The organism is Anaerolineales bacterium (genome assembly GCA_003105035.1).
Lineage (GTDB): Bacteria > Chloroflexota > Anaerolineae > Anaerolineales > UBA4823 > FEB-25.
This window is the reverse complement of sequence record PQAL01000033.1, coordinates 77,207-94,926: the sequence shown is the minus strand read 5'-3', so window position 1 is coordinate 94,926 and position 17,720 is coordinate 77,207. Positions and strand designations below refer to the sequence as shown.

Sequence of the window (17,720 nt, the reverse complement as noted above, 5' to 3'; positions counted from 1 at the left end):
ACACCTTGGTTACTTCTTCTCCCTTACCAGTACCATCAGGGAGATGTCATCGAACTGCTCTGCTTGCCCCACCCAGTTCCGCAAGTCGCTCAAAATCAGGTCGCGAATTTCAACAGCAGGTTTACCCTGTGCCCGTTTTAAAGTTTTCAGCAGTCTCTCCAGGCCATAGAATTCTTCAGCGCTGTTTTGTGCCTCAGTAATCCCGTCGGTGTACAACACGAGAGCATCCCCCGGCTCCATGATCAGCCCTTCTTTGCTCCACCCGGCGGCTTCCAGCACACCCAGCGGGATACCAGTGCGTTTAAGCTGCTCTATCTCACCATCCTTCGCGCGTTGCAGTAATCCAGGCAGGTGCCCGGCGTTGCAAAACCGAAAAGCACCTTCCTGGGGCTCGAGGATTCCGTAAAACAGGGTGATGTATAGTCCGCCGTGCGTATCTGCCATAATGCGTTGGTTGGTTTCAGCCAGGGTTTGTTGAGGCTCTTCGGGATGGTTTACCGCGAATGTACGCCACAGGGAACGGCTTAATGCCATATATAAAGCCGCACCGGTGCCTTTGTCGGTAACATCGGCAATAATCAAGCCTAACTTCCCATCCGGCAGCATCAGAAAATCGTAAAAATCACCACTGGTCTCGTGGGCAGGTTCAAGCATCACCGTGAGATCCCAACCGGCCAGTTGGGGCGGTTTATCGGGCAGCAGGCTTTCTTGCACACGGCGGGCTTTTTTCAGCTCCCTAGTCATCTTCTCATGATCAAGCGTGCGAGCGTGCTGCCTTGCCCCGATGACCTCCAGCTTAGCTCCGGCAATATCCGGGTAGTGACCAATACCCATGGCATTGCACTCTTCGATTGCCTGCCGTAACAGGGTTTCGGCTGTTTCTAGGTCACCTGAAAGACCTCGCATAATTAGCATATCTCCCCAGCTCAGTAAGCTGCGAGCATAATTTACCCTGAAACCCAGGCGCGCATCCGTGCGGGTGATTTTTTCAACCTGGCTAAGGGCCTGATCCCAATCTCGCCTGGCAAAATCGATCTCCATGGTGCATTCCTGCATGAAGCGTTCATCCCAAATCGAGCTGGAACCTGGCATCCGTTGCTGTGCTCTTTCTAACCATTGTTCAGCTTCTTCAATTTTCCCCTGGCGGGCTTTCAGCATGGCCATGCGCGGGTAAACCCAGATCAGCTCCTTCGAACTTTTGTGTTTGACGATTTCCAGGACGGTATTAAGCAGCTCTTCCACTTTTACAAGGTCGGCTGGTTCTCCCCAGCGTTGCTTTTCCAGGATCATCCAGCTAAGCTCATCAAGCACGCTCAATTCTGATTCCTTGTTTTTCAACTCACGATAACGCTGCAGGATTTGCCAGAAGATTGCCAGACCGCTATCCCAATCTCCTTCATGGATTGTCAGGATCGCCTTAAGATAGCTGATCAAGACCAGGTTCGGCTCAGGATTGGGCATCTGGCTGGCCAGCTTTTCCAAATTTGGCAGCTCTGCCCTGACCTCTTTTAGCCTTCCAGGAGCGAACAGGCAGCTGATATAGCTTGAGAGGCCCAATTGCTCCTCCGAAGCAACACCGCGCAGCTTGCCCAGCTCAGCAGAACGGCGAAAGCATCGCAAGGCCGTCTCGTTATCTCCTCGCCAGGTACGGGTCATTGTGCCCAGGTTGATATAAGCTCTGAGCGCCACTTGCATGTAGCCGTTGGCTTCCGCAAGATCGACCGCCTTACCCAAAGCCTCCAGCGATTCTTCGGGGGTGATGCCAGACAGGATACCCAGAGTAGCCATGCTATCGGCCTGCAGATATGTATCGCCAAGCTGCTCCGCGATTTTCAGGGCTTGCCGGCACAACGGAAGGGCTTTCTCTGAATTCCCATTGAAGTAGTAGGCACGGGCAGTCTCGTGGATCAGCATCGCTTTGCCCTGGCTATCGGGGGCATCGCGCACTTCTTTCATGCCCACCAGGCAGGTTTGCAGCCCCTTAGGTCGCTTACTGTCATACCACTCCACGCGTGCCAGCCGGGCATACAGGCGTGCCACCCCGTCATTGTCGCCACAAGCACGATAAATCTTTATCCCTTCCTGGAAAGCATCGGCTGACTCCACAAAACGGTTCTGGCGGTATAGCGCTTCACCCAGCCCGGAATAAAGCCAGGCGATGTCTAGCCCAGAGCAACAGCTTAACTCGAGGGCACTGCGATATTGCAGCTCAGCCTCAGCGTTGGCATAGACCTTTAAGGCTTCATCGCCCGCAAGGATGAAATAGCTCAGGGCATGCTCTTCCTCACCGGCAAGTTTAAAATGGTTGCCGAGAATGGCAGCAAATTCCTTCTTCCTGCCTGGATAGAGTTGTTCAATGGCATTGCCGACTGCCAGGTGCAGGCGCTTTCGGTCGCTATCCAGCAGGGCGGCATAAGCAGCATCCTGAACCATCGAATGCCGGAACAGGTACTCGAGATCAGGCTCGACCTTCGCCACCTGGATCAACCCGGCAGATTCCAATGCGCTCAGATTGTTGAATAAGCCCATATTATGCTCCTCCAAGTACTTGCGACAGGACCTTGACCAGGAAGTTGCGCCCGATCACCGATGCCACCATCAAGGTGTAGCGTGCTTCGGATGGCAAGCGGTCGATCCGGGCCAGCAAAAGCCCTTGCAGGTTATCGGGGATGTCACGTGGGCTGATCTCCTGCTCAGTGATCCAGGCGCCATCCTTGAAAGAAATCGCCCCCCGGTCGATCAACATGCGGATGACCTCTTCGAGGAACAAGGGGTTACCTTCAGCCTTGTCGAGGATCAGCCCACGCACCCTGTTCTCCAGCGTTTCTATTGACAGCAGGTTGGCCACCAATGAGCGGCTGTCTTTCTCAGACAGGCTCTGCAGGCTGATTTCGGTCAGACTTCCACCCAAGAGCTGGCGGGCAGCCGTGACCAGTTTCCAGCCCGCTGATTCGCGTTCCATGCGCGTCACCAGGCAGAAAAGGATCGGCCCACTGTTCACTAACGGCAGCAGCTTGGTGAAGACCTCGATGGATGAGTCATCCGCCCAATGCAGGTCTTCCAGCACAAGGATAAGGGAGGTGTGCTGCATGATAGCTTGCAGTAACTGTTCCATGGCCTTGAGATAGAGCATCTGCATTGCCTGCGGATCGGTGACCAGGGTGCGCTGCCAGGCCTCCCCCTCTAATTTCAATCCCAGCAAGTGAGCCAGGAAGGGAAATATCTCCCCTGCCCGATCACCCAGAAGGCTTTGCAGTTGCATCTCTAGCGTGGCCCGTGTTTGCCCTTCATCGTCACCAGCTGTCACGCCAAACATGTTACGTAAAAGATCTACCAGTAATTGGTAAGCCTGGCCTTGCTGGTAGGATAAGCAGCGTCCAGTCACCCAGCTCCTGGCAGGGGTCTGACGGTAACCGCGCTCATTTTTCGCTTCAACGGCTTTTTGCCATTCCTGGATCAGGCGAGTTTTGCCCAGACCCGGCTCACCCGTGATCAGGACCGCCCGGCCTAACCCAGCCCTCACCGCATCGCAGGTGTTCATCAATGTTTCCAACTCCTGCTGGCGACCGACCATCGGGCTGGCCAGTTCCGAAAAGCCACGCGTGCGCCCGAGGGTGGAGCGTGCCGAGATCACCTGGTAGACACGCATCGGTTTTGACACGCCCTTCACACTGACGGAGCCCAAGTCGTGACATTCGAAGTACGGGGATATAAAAGGATAGGTGTTACCGGTGACTAATACGCTCATCGGCTTGCCGGCAAACTTGATGCGGGAGGTGAGGTTGATGGTCGCGCCAGACGCGTTGTAATCGTAGGTCAGGTCTCCACCCACCGCGCCGATGATCACCGGCCCGGTATTGATGCACACACGCATTTTAAAATCGACAGCATGCGTGGCATTATGTTCATGGCAATTGAGGCGGATTTGCTCGATAATTTCCAAGCCAGCTGAGATGGCCCTTTGAGGGTCATCTTCATGTGCCAGCGGCGCCCCGAAGAACGCCAGCAACGAATCACCCAGAATCCGGGCGATTGTGCCCTCATATTTATATATAACCTTGGCGATGCAATCGAAGGCGGTGTTGATCAATTCGGTCCAGGCTTCCAGGCCCAGCTTCTCTGACAGGCCGGTTGAGCCGACCACATCTGCAAGGAGGGTGGTGACTACCCGCTGTTCCCGCAGTGCTCCAGCCGGCCGCTTCGCCACCAGCGATAGTTCGGTACGAATTTTTTGCACCAGCTCACCGGGAGCTTCTGCAGCCAGCTGGCTCAAACGCTGGCTGTCAATGCTGGTCTCGGTCTGCACTGGCTGTCCACATTGCATGCAAAAATGAGCCCCCATCGGTAGCTCTGAATGGCAGTTGCTGCACTTACGGAGTAATTCCTGCCCGCATCGCAAGCAGAAGTGGGCGGCATCGGGGTTATCCGTCTGGCAGTGAGGGCAGATCATGTTCCAATTCTCCTAACGAGGGAATACTCCCGTTACAGTAATCAGATTATTTTATCATTATTCGAAATTCACACAGGCAGGGACCACCCAGGGGAGGATTACCCGTCTACTCCTCCAAATATAAATGAATATGATAGCCGGCAGGTGAGATGTTGATAACCACGCTGGCTTACCAGGCAAAGTTTCCCGTTCAGATGATGAGCTTGAAGGCGGTGCTGTATCCCCCATTCACCTGCGACTGCAGGGCGACGTGCAACAACCCCGACGCTTCCAGCTGACGGGCACGTTTCAGCGGCCCGGTATCGATCAGGCGCATGCCACCACTTTCGATTAAGCGGGATACTTTTGCCTTCTCTTCGGCATCGTCCCCGGCAATGAAGACGTCCAGTACCTGACCAGCTTTCTGCCCCTCGGGCAGGGTTCGGCTAAAAACAGTATTAAATGCCTTGATCACCTGCGTGGTGTCTGGCAACAGCTTCGCCAACCCCTCTGCACCGGAAATGTTATCGGGGCTCGTCGGCTCCAGCGTTTGAAAATTCATCGGATTGGTGATATCTACCAGGACCTTGCCCTTCAGTCGCTCACGATACTTGGCCACAACAGATTGCGCTGCTGCGTAGGGAACCGCCAGAAAAACCACCTCGCCACCAAGCACGCCAGCATGGGCGACTTCGATGCGTCCTTTACCGATCGCACCAAGCTCGGCGGCCAGGCTCTCAGCCTTCCCGGCAGTATGACCGACCAGAGTTATTTGATGACCCCCCACCAACAGGCGGGTGGAGATACCGCGCGCCATTTTTCCAGTACCAATCATCGTCACATCCATAGCTACCTCCCATGGACAGATTCACGTTTTTAGATGTGTACAACGGTTGAAGCGTTACAATCCACCCACGCGCGAGGTAGTTGGTGATTGGTACCAGCTAATAAGATTATTCTAGTCGCCTCAAGCCGGCTCAACCTCACTCCAGCGGTTGTAGTAAACCAGCTCCTTGAGGTCTTTGCGCGTACGCATCGCCAGGCGCTCGCTGGCAGCCTGTGCATAGGTAGGTTCCAGGGGGTAAGCCAGCGGTGTAGCAACCACTGCACGCACATCCTCGGGGAGGTGCAAGACCTGCTTCACCTGCGATTCATCAAAGGCTGTCATCAGGTGCGTGATGATACCCAGGTCGGTGGCAGCCAGTACCATGTTCGCCACTGCCAGGCCGATGTCAAACAGGTAATACTCCCGACCATCGCGGATCACATCGTCCGCAGCCCGCCCGCACACGACCAGGATAGCCGGTGCATCCTTGATTACCTGGTTCGATTCAGAAAACGCCTGGACCAGCTCCCCGACCACTTGCCTATCGTGGACAACGACAAAGCGCCAGGGTTGGTAGTTACGGGCAGAAGCTGCCAGCCTGCCGGCTTCCAGGATCTCATTGATCTTTTCCGGCTCGATCTCCCGGGCGGAGATGTGTGCTTTCAAGCTGCAACGATTACGAATAGATTGCAAGGTTTCCATGTTTTTACCTCTCCAAGCATCGCTAACAATCCGACCCACCAGGTTCCCAGCTGGTGGCTGCTGCCCATTCCTCGGCCGCCAGGTAGATCAGGTCGACGGCGGGGTCTTTCACATCAGGGTATGTCTCCGGGTCAGCCAGGTTGGCTGCCAGGCGGCGCTTCAGCTCTGCATAAGCCTGGGCAGTCGCCGGGTGTACCCGCAGGTAGTCGCGGAACAGGAGCGGATAGCCCTGGTTGGCTCGCCCCTGCACGCGCATGTGCAAATGGGTGGGGCGTTGTCCTTGAGGTGGGCGGAAATACCATTTCTGCCAGTCCTCCTCTGCCCCCATTGCCCCAGCCGGGCGGTGATCGCTGGCGATGTGCTCAAGCGGGGTATATCCCAGCACCAGCATCGCCTGGCGTACCGTCTCTGTGAGCGCAGCGACGGTCACCTGGATATCGATGATATCCTTGGCATCCAATCCGGGGACCGAGGTGGAGCCGATGTGATCGATGCGCAATGCCAGCTCACCCAACCCTTGCCTCAGCGCCGATCCGATTTTATAAAATTCAGCTGGCCAGCTGTCTTTATAAGGTACGATCTCTACCATGGGGGTAAGTGCCTCCTCAAAAAACTGCTATTTGCTCAAGAGTGCGGGTACTCGTTCGCAAGCGTATAGATACCAAAACGCCGGGCAGGTTTGGTTCCCCATGCCCGCATATTAACATTACCCTTCGCACGCGGGCTGTCCCTAACACCAGCTAACTTCTTATCAGGAATCCACCCGCTTCCGCCTGCCTCAGCACTTCCTGGATCGCAGCCACCAGCTTACGAGCCGACTCGGCATCCAGCTCCACAGCCACGCGAGCGCCTGGTCCGCTGCCCTGGTTGGTGAAGTCGAGGTTCAGGCTGTATTCCAGGGGCATATCGAAAGGATGGTCATAGCTCACGCTGGCCTGGTCAACCGCGAACCAACTGTTTGTAGCCTTCCCACTCCCCGTGACGCTCACTTGTTTGGCAATCATGGTGCACATGCTCAGCTTCCTTTCAGGTGTTTGTTAAGGAATGTAAAGACCTTGTCCCAACCATCCACGGCCTGTGCCTGGCGGTAATTGGGCCGGTTGTGATAGAAGAAACCATGCCCGGCACCGTCGTAACGGTGGAATTCATAATTTTTCCCGTGGTTCTTCAGCGCGGCTTCCAGCTCATCCACCTGCTGTGGCGTGGGGCTGCGGTCATCGTTGCCGAAGATCCCCAGCACCGGGCAGCTCAGGCTGGTGGTGTAATCCACTGGCGCCACTGGTTGCTTGGGGGTCAGCTCCTCGGGTGCCATCACCACCCGTCCACCCCAACAGTCCACCAGGGCGGCGAACCCCGGGATGCGGCAGGCCGATAGATAGGCATGCCGGCCGCCTGAGCACGTCCCGAAGACACCTGCTTTGCCGTTCACATACGGTAAGGCCAGCAGCATTGCCAGGGCAGCTGCTACATCGCCCAGCACCTGGTCATCAGCGACACCTCCCGCACCACGGACCTTGGCAGCGACATCTTCAGGGGTGCCATGCCCATCCCTGAAGTACAGGTTTGGGCACAGGGTGGCATAGCCATGCTCAGCGAACTTGCGGGCCGTGTCGCGGTACCATTCATCCCAACCGGGCAGGTGGTGAATGAGCAGCATGCCGGGGAATGGCCCCGCCCCCAGCGGCCGGGCAAAATATGCATTGATCAGGTCTGCGTGGTAACCCGGCAGGATAACGGTCTCTGCAAGCATGCCTTCATATAGATCTGTGGTATACATGAGATTACTTCCTCCCTTTAGCAGTTATTCAGCGTAAATTGTTATATCAGCTTCATTATTCTAAAGATTATTTTTAACCTACCACCGTCAAATATACTGCCCAGGTAACCATGTACATGACTACTCCTATCGGTATATAAGGTAGCAGCATACTCCGTTTCAGTTTTTTCGTCCATAAAACGAGTACAACTGCCAAGGGTGCTAATACGGCGGCGGTTGCAGATATTAAATAAGCACGAAGGTCAAGCACACCTGAAACCAGGTTGACCAGGATCGATTGCCTGAGTAAGCTGGTATAAGGCCGGAACTCGAACCACAATCCTGGATTTTTCACCAGCCGGATCAAGCTGTTGAGCTGCCAGCGCTTCCCGAGCGGTAATCCTTTGAGATAATCAGCAAAATTCAGCCAATTATTGATCGCTTGCTCAACTACATAGACTAAAACGAATTGATGTATGATCAGGGCGGCGGCCAGGATGGCTAAAGCCACCCGCGCAACTGGCTTCTCCGAAAAACCACGCACCAGGCAGATGAAACCCACGGCAAGCATGGGGAGTAGCTCCACAAAATATCGTGCACCAAAGCCACCCCCACTGAACCAATCCAGACGATATCCAATGATGATGATCTGGCTGACCAGATAAATCAGGCCTGGAATGCGAAGCTTTAGTTCAGGAATGCGAATGATGCCAAGCATGCCAATTAACACAAACGGGCACCAGAATATGATGCCTCGATTGGTATCAAAAAAGACTTTGAAAAGGTTAATCGGCAGGAGGTTGTCGACAAATGTGCCGGCTCCCTGGGGCATGACCAGAAAATTCGCATATAAACGCTGCCACAAGGCCAATTGAGGAGATATCGTCAGGACAAAGCTGAGTACCCCCACGAATATCTGAATAATCCAACGCCGTAACTCACGCGGATCCCTGGCTTTAACGGATTGAGTAATCGCACTAATGAAGTACACCAGGGGGAAGATAACCACCAGGATGCCTGCCCAGCGTAACAGGAAAGATAACCCGACCAGTACGCCGAATATCAATCCACTCCATTTCTGGTCAATCTGGTTCTTTATCAACATGATGGTACAAAGTAACAAGAGTGCGGCAATAAAAAAGCCGGTAGAATGCGGCATAATCGGCTGGCGATAGATGTAATAGAACACTGGCGTGGCAAAAAGGGTGAGCAAGACGGTGATTATGGACAAGAATCTCCCAGCATAATAACGACAAACTTTATACAGTATAAATACACCGGCCATTCCATAAAACGCCGAGCCGAATGAAACCAGTGCAATATAGGGAACAGAAAAACCATTTGCTTTTGCAGGGATTACGATAGACACGAACAGGTGTGCCAATAGGAAAAAAGGTGACCATAATATGCCTGGCCCGATTGGCCAAATGCTCCCCTGCAGCCCGGTCACCGTAGCGGGTGTACAAATATCGCGCGTGATCGTCTCGTTTCGAAAATTTAGATCATTCTCGATGATCGGAGACCTGATCTGGGCGTAATAAAAAGAAGGATCCCAATTCCAATTATTGGTGGGAGCATAAAATATCACCACCGATAAAAAAATCACCCCTACCAGAATGATCGGTAATAACTTCTTATTCATATCTGGACACGCCCTGCCATGGCTATCTAGTATACATCCAAAGTAAATTGATATCTAAAAATTTCTGGCTCTCAACCTAAATATTCGCTACAGTTAAAAGATACCCATCGTATCCCTCTGAGCTCATCACCGCATCGTATCGCAATCATAAGTGCGAACACATGCCCGGGTTCTACAGGATAGATGACTTACACAAGTAAGAAAATCGTCTTATTGGTGCTAACAGTGGCTGGAGGGCAGTGGTCCTGATATCGGTTCGTTCGAGTTGGCGGGCTGGGGCATCGATCGGTTTATCCTGGCAACCGGTTCAGTAACGGTTTCCCTAAGCTCATTTCCGACGAGCATATCGTCGATAAATCTTCACGATGCGATTTATCATGGACAACAGGTGAATTCTCTTAAAGCATGAATGGCTGTTCCTGCCCCATTTTGTGTAGCCAGGAGCCTGCTCAGCAAGCAGCTGGATTCTTATCCTAAGGTTGTCTCCGGATGGGCCAGGAGATCCTCCAAAATCATGTATAACCTGCCCATGTGGATCCCATCCATCAGCTCGTGATGACCCTGCACGCTTAATGGCATCTGGCTCCTCCCGCCATTGTCAGTAATTTTGCCCCAGGCGAAACGTGGGATATAGTCGGCCGGGTGCTGGCGCATCGGGTGGGTAAAACTGGTGAACGACACCCAGGGGATGGCGGTCATGTATAGCAGGTCGTCGCGATTCGGTGGGTCTTTCAGGGTAGGGTTCTCCTTCACCAAGGCGATCAGCTGCGTTGCCTGGTTGGCAAATACCTGGAAGTCATGGGTATATTCTAGTAAACAGAAACTGAACAGGTCATTTTCCACCAGGATGGTTACCGATGGGCTGACGGTCTCATGCTCCACGAGCACACCATCCCGCATGCGGTAGCGGAACTCGGGGATGGCATTGGCTGACCTGGAGATGAGATAGGTGATGGCAACGCTGAATGAGATCTGATGCGACTTGATGTACGGCCGTAAGTGCGTCAGATCGACATTTGCACACATGTTGAAATGTGGGTGATTAAAGCCTTTGAAAAACTGGTAATGCTCATGCCTCGGCCAGGTTTGCATATCAACAATTCTCATTGATCAGCCTCCCTCCGGCAATAATGATCCCGCCCGCTCGAATCAAGCCGCTCAGCAACAGGACTGGATGGCGGTTCATTGTAGATTATATTAGCTATTGCCAATAAATACTTAAAACCGAGTTGGCAATATCACAATGTGGGTGGTAGCTGGCTTACTTTTTATCAAATATCATGATGCGGTTGTTGCGGCTGTCACAGATGTAAATGGTCCCTTGGCTATTTACTGCGATCCCGATCGGCCGGTACAGCGAGCCGCCCACATCGAACGGGCCGCCAAACGAGAAGAGGAAGCGCCCGCTGGTGTGAAAGACCAACACGTAATCCAGGTAGGCATCGGTGATAAACACGCGCTCGTTACGATCGATGGCAATGCCGCGCGGGTCAGAAAAATGTCCTTTTTCCTGGCCGACCTTGCCAAACTTTGCCAGGTAATTCCCCTGCGGGTCAAATTTCACCACCCTGCAATTCAGCTTGTCAGTCACGTAGATATTGCCTTCGCTGTCGAATGCCAGGTCACTGGGCTGGTTGAACCCGCCACCTCCCGGGCCTTCCTGCTTGGTCTTGCCAATCTTGGCAATAAAGTTACCCTCAGTGTCAAATTTCTGCAGGCGATGGTTATCCCGGTCCACCACCCACAGGTAACCTTCAGGATCGGTCTTAATGCTCCAGGGATGGATGAATTGGCCCTCTTCCTTGCCGTGTTGCCCAATAGCCTTGATGAAGTGGCCCTGTGGGTCATATTTTAGCACCTGGCTCAATTTAAAATCAGCCACATAAAAATTACCCATCTTATCCATTGCGGTTGCTGCTGGCTGGTGCAACCTGCCAATTTTCTTGAGCAGGCTGCCTTCCCCTCGGCCAAATGACCTGAGCCGCTTTCCATCCCCATCCAGCTGGGTCACCCTTCCACCGCCTGCCTCTGTCACCCACATCTGGTCCTGTACATCCAGGGTGACGCCATACGGCCTGAGCAGCTCTTCACCCACCGTCCGCCGATATTTCACTGGCACACTGGCTTCCATGAATATTCCTCTCTCTGTAACAGCCTTCCGCAGTATCTCCGTAGATTATGCTTGCCTATATATATACCATGTTGCATGAATTTTCGTTTAATGACTTTAGCACTAGGCAGGTCATTCATATTTCTGCCTGTGCTGCACCTACCTCAAGTTTGCCATCCGCCTGGCTCGGTCGAGCCAATATTCTCAGGCCATCGATGATGCAGGTACCTGATAAAAATACCTGCCCAAGAGTCTCAACCCAGGTGACTCTACCCGCACTTCCTTGACACACCCCTGACACACGTGTATAGTCCTGATTATGATGATAAACGCAGCTTCCAAACAAAAACTCCGCCGTTCGTACCTGGCAATCGCAATTGGCTGCGGTGCCTTCGTGATTCTCACCCTGCTTGCCATGCTCACCTATGCCGGTGGCTCGGTGGACGATCATTCCCGCTCTGGCTACTCGCTTACCCACAGCTTCCTGAGTAACCTGGGAATGCTGACAGCCCTATCCGGCAAGCCTAATTGGACCTCTGCCAGATTATTCATCATCTCGCTGGGAGCCGCGGGGGCTTGCCTGGTGCTCTTTTTTGTGATCTTCCCGCGCTTCTTCCGGACCAGCCGCTTGCAACAAGTGTTCAGCTGGGTCGGCTCGGGCCTGGGAATAGTGGCTGGAATTTGCTTCATGGGCATCGCCTTCGCACCCGCCGATGTAGCCCGATCTGCCCACGTGTTTTTTGTCATTTGGGCCTTCCGCTTGTTCCCCCTGGCCGTGCTATGCTACCTGCCGGCCATGTTCATTGATAAGCACTATCCCAAGGTGTACGCCTGGGTATTCACCGTTTTCTGCTTGATGCTGATTGGGTATTACCTGCTGCTCACCAACGGTCCCAGCTTCGACTCACCCCAGGGGTTGGTCATTCAGGTGGTTGGCCAAAAGATTATCGCCTACGCTTCTATCATCAGCATCTTCATTCAATCGATTGGGGCATACCGCTTCCTCGGCAGCCACAATCCCGTCGGCTAGTAAAATTTATCCCCTGCCATGCCGCAAAACCCTGCCAGGTAATGCGCCGGTATGCTCACCATTCTCCACCACCACCTCCCCATTAACGAGCACCACATCGATCCCTTCCGGGTACTGGTGGGGGAAGTTCTCAAACGGGTAGTTGTGGGGGTATAGGTTGGTCGCCCGGTCGTGCATGCGCTCCAGGTCGAATACCACCACGTCTGCCAAGGCCCCAGGGCGTAACACGCCGCGATCCAGCATCCCCAGGCGCTGGGCGGGGAAGGAGGTCATTTTACGGATGGCTTCCTGGAGGCTCAACACCGGGTTGTCGCGCACATACCGCTCCAGCACGCCAGGGAACTCTCCGTAGCTGCACGGGGAATAAGGCGGCGGGTCGTTCAGGAAACCGTAAGGTGCCAGCACCTGGCCATCGGATGAGATCATCACTGCCGGGTGCTGTAGCAGGATGCGGATATTGGCTTCATCGATATAGTCAAAGATCGCCTCCGCCTGGTGCCCATTGGCGATGATCAAGTCAAAATAAACATCAAAGGGATCAGCGCCTCGCTCCGTGGCAATAGCCTGGATGGTTTTGCCTACCACCTCTTGGCTGTGGGGTGCGTGAAGCATGGTGATCCTGTGCCACTGGCCATGCTTGAGCAACCCCACAGGCCCAAATGCGGGCTTTTTATCCTCCACAATCTCCTGGCGAATCGAGGCTCGCTTTTCAGGATCATTGAGTAGGACTGCAATCTGCTCGGCTGGCAGGTCTTCAAATTCCTGCGGCAGCCCACCGGTGAGCGAAGGACCCAGGTCGGTGTGTAGGTCATTATCCACAGTCACATCCTGCCCGCCCAGGCGGGCATGCTCCACCAAACGCAGGTTGGCGCTGGCATCCTGGGATGCCCCAAATTTTGGGGCATTGTGCGAGATCTGCACCGGGATACCGGCTTCCTTTCCAATGCGGATTGCTTCTGCTACGGCCTCCAGGATGGTCTCCCGCTCACCGCGGATGTGCGAGGCGTAAAAGCCATGGTACCTGGCGACCACCTTACCCAGGGCGATAATCTCTTCGGTTTTAGCGAAACACCCCGGTGGATACACCAGCCCAGTCGACAAACCGACTGCACCTGCCTGTAGCGCTTCTTCCAACATGACTTGCATGCGCTCTAATTCAGCTTTCGAAGGCGCACACTCCTCCAACCCTACCACTGCCATGCGCAGCGCGCCGTGCCCCGCCAATGATGCAATGTTGATTCCCAGCCCGCCTTGCTCCAGGGTGTCCAGGTATTCACCGAACGTACGCCAGCTCCAAGTCACATCTGCCTGCTCGGAGATCGGACCCCAATAGCGCTTGAGCTCAACCTGGTGGGATTCAGCGACAGGTGCCGGGCTCATCCCGCAGTTACCAATCAGCTCTGTGGTTACTCCCTGCCTGATTACGCTCTCTGCCCGCCGGTTGACCAGAATGGACAGGTCGGAATGGGTGTGGATATCAATAAAACCGGGTGAGACGAACCTGCCTGCCAGGTCGATAATTCGTTTCCCCCGCGCTGTGCCGGGTGGGGCAATCTTGGCGATCCTCCCCGCCTGGATCGCCAGGTCACCCTCATACCAGGGGTTGCCACAGCCATCCAGGATGCGTCCATTGTTAAGCACAATATCATAGGAGATCATAGTTTTTAACCAATGTCTTTAATAATGTCATTCGTAGAGAGGCAGCAGTGCTGCGTCTCTACGACCATCCACGGATGGATTAATTATAGTAGAGATTAATTTTCTGTCGCCATTCTGACACACAGGTTAGCGGGCATATTCAAATGTCACCTAGACGTATCATTTCGCCAAACTGCCTGGCACTGCTCCTGGTACAATTCAACTATATGCTCCACCCTGACCTGCTTGCCCTCGCCTGCCAGCTGTATGGCACCACGCCTGAAAGCCTCGTCCCGCTTTCCGGGGGTCATTACAACGCAGTCTACCAATTTACCCAGGGTGATCAGGCGGCCATCCTGCGTATTGGCGTGGAAGACTGCCCCCCCAGCCAGACCCTGGCCATGCTTGATTGGGTCAGCTACCTGGCGAACAACGCTGCGCCAGTGACCTCACCACTGACATCAAGAAACGGCTTGCTCATGGAGAGCCTGGAATTCGAAGGATCGCGCTACACGTTGACTGCCTTTGAAAAAGTAGAAGGTACCCTGGCGGAAACCATCCCCGTCTCAGCCTGGACACCCAGTCTGTTCCAATCCATCGGCAGGGCAGCAGGCAAGTTTCATCGCATTTCTGCCAGGTACCAGCCAGAGGATCCGGGGCTCACCCGCCCCACCTGGTTTGAATCTTACGAGATTCTGGAAGCTACGCGAAAATTAACTGGCAGCTCCGACCCGGCGCGCCAGCAGCTGCAGGACCTGATTGAAGAACTCAAACAGCTGCCTCGCTCGCAGGAAGATTTCGGCATGATTCATGATGACCTGCACTTCGCCAACTTCCTCATTAAACCGGATGGCAGTATGGTCATCATCGATTTCGATGATTGCCAGTGGGGCTGGTTCGCCATCGACATAGCCATGGCGCTCTTCGATAGCATGGTGCTTGATAATCCCACGAGCGAAGCGCATGCCCGTGAATTTGCCCAAACCTTCCTTGCCAATTACCTGGCTGGCTACCGAAAGGAATTTAGTATTTCCCCCTATTGGTTGGGGCAGATACCCCGGTTCCTCAAGCTCAAGGAGCTGTGCATCTATGCCGATTTACTCGACCACCCGCAGGCCTCCCAACCGGGAAATTGGGTGGGCGATTTCATGCAGGGCAGGTCGCGGCGCATCACAGACAACCTCCCCTATGTGGAGCTGGAATTCACATTGCTATGAGCAAGGCGGTCAATAAGGTTACTTGCTTTATCACCCGTCCGGGCAATAATGGCACGCAGCTGCTGTTGTTCAACCATCCGCATGTGGGTGTGCAGATCCCAGCTGGGACGGTTAATCCGGGTGAAGACATCCAGGCAGCCGCCTGCCGTGAAGCCGCTGAGGAAAGTGGGCTGGATAGCCTGGTGCTCGTACGCCTGCTAGGTGAGGCCGATGACCCACCACCCCCTGGAGTTCGACTGACCAGCCACTCAACAACGGTTTACTCACGTCCGGACATCGCCAGCATGGATTGGGCACATTTCCGTGCCGGACTGCCGGTTGAAGTCTTGCGCCAGGCAGAAGGCTTCACTCAGGTGCGTTATGTGGAGCATGACTCCTTTCAAAACCCTTGTTATGTCACCTATAATATTACGGGTTGGGTGCCGGATGAAGCCCTGACTGACCAGCGCATCCGCCACTTTTTCCTGTTCAGCGCCCCAGACCCTACGCCAGAAAGTTGGTCCGTTACCGTCGATAACGCGGTCTTTGACTTATTCTGGGCTAATTTTGACGGCTTACCCGATATCATTCCCCCACAGGCTACCTGGCTTAAGTGGATTCTGAAAACAACTTCATAAGCATCAGATCGTTGCCAGCTTTGTAGCTAAACCCGACTCCCTGGTATATGCCTGCATCGCCAGCTGAGCTTGAGCCATGATTTTCTGCATCAGTCTCTCAGTCAGTTCATCAAGGGTCGCACGATCTGCGGCCCCAGTGAATTCCATGCTTGGTAGCCATTCTTCCCCGATATGCACGTAGCAATGCCCCCGTTTTTGCCAGTGCCCGCGCGACTTGCGCCCGTTCTTATCACGCACCATATAGCGAAGATAGTTTGGAGGCACGTAAAACCCGACCGGGATGATCGGCACCTGGGTATATAAAGACATCCGCACCGCCCCCGTCGCACTCTTGAGGGATTGACCATCGGGGTTCAGGGCAGCTTCAGGGAAGATCGCCACCGCCTTGTTATTCTCGAGCAGGCGGATACCCTGTTTCAACGCCAGGTGTTTCTGCCCAGGTGTGACCTTTATTTGATCAGCTTTGGCGAGCAGCCAGCCGACGAAGGGGATGTCAAAGATATCCCCTTGAACAAAAAAATGCAATTTCTCGGTAAATATGAAGGGTAGGAATAGCCCATCGGTGGCGTTCGGGTGATTTCCGGCAATAATCTTCGCCCCTCGATGGTAATCCAGCTTGCCAAAGGTATGGCAATCTTGATTGAAGATCAAATGAAAGATGCGGATGATCGTTTTGGCAGTGTTGTAGTATACGTTCATGGATTATCAGTTATCCTAATTGAAATTACATTTCCTTGCAAGAATTAAAACACGCAAATTAGCCAAACGCTTCGCGGGCATGGTCGCGCTCATCCAGTGCCTCACCCAGTCCTTGCACCATCCCCTACGACCATGGCAGTGATCAATGGCTGTTGCATCTCAGATAAGCTGGAGATGTGGGTCATGCTATAATGAATTCAGTCTGAAAGATTGCACTGCAGTTTGGCAGAAACAAAGCATAAATGTGCAGGATATAAAATAGGATCCAAGCAGGGAGAGAGTAAAAGAATGCAGAATTGGTTCATTTGGCTTTTTATTATTTTCGCCCTCATCGGCCCATTAATCTATTCCGCCACGACTTTGAGGAATTTCTTCATCAGCTTGCGCATTCCCACCACCTGGATCAGCGCCTTGCCCGGCAAGGGATGGGTTGAGGTAACCGGCAGGATCCACGGTGAGCCCATTAAAAGCCTGTTGCGCAAAGCCGACTGCGCTTATTGGCAGCTGGAGGTGCAGGAATACCAAAGCGGTAACCGGGGAGGCGGACGGTGGAGATCAATTTATAAGAAATCCTCCGGCAGCTTCCTGGTTGATGATATGACCGGCCGCATCAAGATCCAGGAAGGAAAACCTGCCCTGGTGATGAACAACGAATACTTGCTGGATAAGCTCGATGAAAGCACCCGGGAATTATTGGAATCCATTGGGGTAAAGACCAAGGGCTTTTTAAACTTTGACAAGCGTCTGCGGGTCTTCGAGCGCTTGATTGCTCCGGATGAAGAAATCCTGGTGCTGGGCAGGCTTCAGAAGAGCGAGGTCCCTGTATCGATCTCCGGGAACGAGATTGTTCCCCAGGTGATCAGCAATATGAACCGGGCGGAGATGAACAAGGCGCTTTTCAACCAGGCAGTGCGCCCGATGCTGCTGCCCTACCTGGTTGTGATGGCTTTCATTATTTTCTTCCTGTATGAGTTTCTGAAATAAAACCCCAGGAGGGAAATCCTCTTAAACGAGCGAAGGGTAGAAGCCTCACCTGATTGTTATGTGCAAGACA

16 protein-coding genes are annotated in these 17,720 nt (G+C 53.7%); 4 read left to right on the top strand and 12 right to left on the bottom strand.

Going from position 1 to position 17,720, the window contains the following annotated elements; genetic code table 11:
- Positions 1 to 9: 9 nt before the first annotated feature.
- The 10 genes from C3F13_13435 to C3F13_13390 all read right to left on the bottom strand — a co-directional run bounded on the left by C3F13_13435 (position 10) and on the right by C3F13_13390 (position 11,486).
- Positions 10 to 2,529 (bottom strand): hypothetical protein, encoded by a 2,520-nt coding sequence (locus C3F13_13435; protein PWB51440.1) that lies wholly within the window; start codon positions 2,527 to 2,529, stop codon positions 10 to 12.
- 1 nt (position 2,530) lies between these two features.
- A complete protein-coding gene (locus C3F13_13430; protein PWB51439.1) occupies positions 2,531 to 4,450 on the bottom strand; it encodes a hypothetical protein in 1,920 nt (639 codons plus the stop codon).
- Positions 4,451 to 4,640: 190 nt separating this feature from the next.
- Positions 4,641 to 5,276 (bottom strand): NADP oxidoreductase, encoded by a 636-nt coding sequence (locus tag C3F13_13425; protein PWB51438.1) that lies wholly within the window; start codon positions 5,274 to 5,276, stop codon positions 4,641 to 4,643.
- Between the two features lie 120 nt (positions 5,277 to 5,396).
- A complete protein-coding gene (locus C3F13_13420; GenBank protein ID PWB51437.1) occupies positions 5,397 to 5,957 on the bottom strand; it encodes a nitroreductase in 561 nt (186 codons plus the stop codon).
- A 22-nt stretch (positions 5,958 to 5,979) separates the two neighbouring features.
- Positions 5,980 to 6,546: a hypothetical protein gene (locus C3F13_13415; GenBank protein ID PWB51436.1), complete on the bottom strand. Its 567-nt coding sequence runs from the start codon at positions 6,544 to 6,546 to the stop codon at positions 5,980 to 5,982.
- A gap of 151 nt (positions 6,547 to 6,697) precedes the next feature.
- Positions 6,698 to 6,970 (bottom strand): hypothetical protein, encoded by a 273-nt coding sequence (locus C3F13_13410; GenBank protein ID PWB51435.1) that lies wholly within the window; start codon positions 6,968 to 6,970, stop codon positions 6,698 to 6,700.
- A gap of 2 nt (positions 6,971 to 6,972) precedes the next feature.
- Complete coding sequence (locus C3F13_13405; protein PWB51434.1) at positions 6,973 to 7,734, bottom strand: carboxymethylenebutenolidase; 762 nt, start codon at positions 7,732 to 7,734, stop codon at positions 6,973 to 6,975.
- Between the two features lie 73 nt (positions 7,735 to 7,807).
- Complete coding sequence (locus C3F13_13400) at positions 7,808 to 9,355, bottom strand: hypothetical protein (GenBank protein ID PWB51433.1); 1,548 nt, start codon at positions 9,353 to 9,355, stop codon at positions 7,808 to 7,810.
- Between the two features lie 468 nt (positions 9,356 to 9,823).
- On the bottom strand, positions 9,824 to 10,462 hold the full coding sequence (locus C3F13_13395; protein PWB51432.1) for a chloramphenicol acetyltransferase: 639 nt from the start codon (positions 10,460 to 10,462) through the stop codon (positions 9,824 to 9,826).
- A 154-nt stretch (positions 10,463 to 10,616) separates the two neighbouring features.
- Positions 10,617 to 11,486 (bottom strand): hypothetical protein, encoded by an 870-nt coding sequence (locus C3F13_13390; GenBank protein PWB51431.1) that lies wholly within the window; start codon positions 11,484 to 11,486, stop codon positions 10,617 to 10,619.
- A gap of 298 nt (positions 11,487 to 11,784) precedes the next feature.
- On the opposite strand from C3F13_13390, the gene C3F13_13385 reads away from it, so the two are divergent.
- The gene (locus C3F13_13385; protein ID PWB51430.1) at positions 11,785 to 12,495 is read left to right on the top strand and encodes a hypothetical protein; all 711 of its coding nucleotides are present in this window, start codon (positions 11,785 to 11,787) and stop codon (positions 12,493 to 12,495) included.
- Positions 12,496 to 12,501: 6 nt separating this feature from the next.
- On the opposite strand, the gene C3F13_13380 is transcribed toward C3F13_13385, so the two are convergent.
- Complete coding sequence (locus C3F13_13380) at positions 12,502 to 14,154, bottom strand: amidohydrolase (GenBank protein ID PWB51429.1); 1,653 nt, start codon at positions 14,152 to 14,154, stop codon at positions 12,502 to 12,504.
- 143 nt (positions 14,155 to 14,297) lie between these two features.
- Here C3F13_13380 and C3F13_13375 point away from each other — a divergent pair, with 143 nt between their 5' ends.
- Together C3F13_13375 and C3F13_13370 are read left to right on the top strand one after the other, a co-directional pair.
- Positions 14,298 to 15,350, top strand: coding sequence for a hypothetical protein (locus tag C3F13_13375; protein PWB51428.1), 1,053 nt, complete (start codon positions 14,298 to 14,300; stop codon positions 15,348 to 15,350).
- Positions 15,347 to 15,967 carry a hypothetical protein gene (locus C3F13_13370; protein PWB51427.1) on the top strand — a complete coding sequence of 207 codons (621 nt, stop codon included), beginning with the start codon at positions 15,347 to 15,349 and terminating at the stop codon, positions 15,965 to 15,967. The genes C3F13_13375 and C3F13_13370 overlap by 4 nt, the downstream gene beginning before the upstream one ends.
- A 3-nt stretch (positions 15,968 to 15,970) precedes the next feature.
- Here the strand turns inward: C3F13_13370 and C3F13_13365 are convergent, their stop codons facing one another.
- A complete protein-coding gene (locus C3F13_13365) occupies positions 15,971 to 16,666 on the bottom strand; it encodes a hypothetical protein (protein ID PWB51426.1) in 696 nt (231 codons plus the stop codon).
- A 288-nt stretch (positions 16,667 to 16,954) separates the two neighbouring features.
- Here C3F13_13365 and C3F13_13360 point away from each other — a divergent pair, with 288 nt between their 5' ends.
- A complete protein-coding gene (locus C3F13_13360; GenBank protein PWB51425.1) occupies positions 16,955 to 17,650 on the top strand; it encodes a hypothetical protein in 696 nt (231 codons plus the stop codon).
- Positions 17,651 to 17,720: the final 70 nt, after the last annotated feature.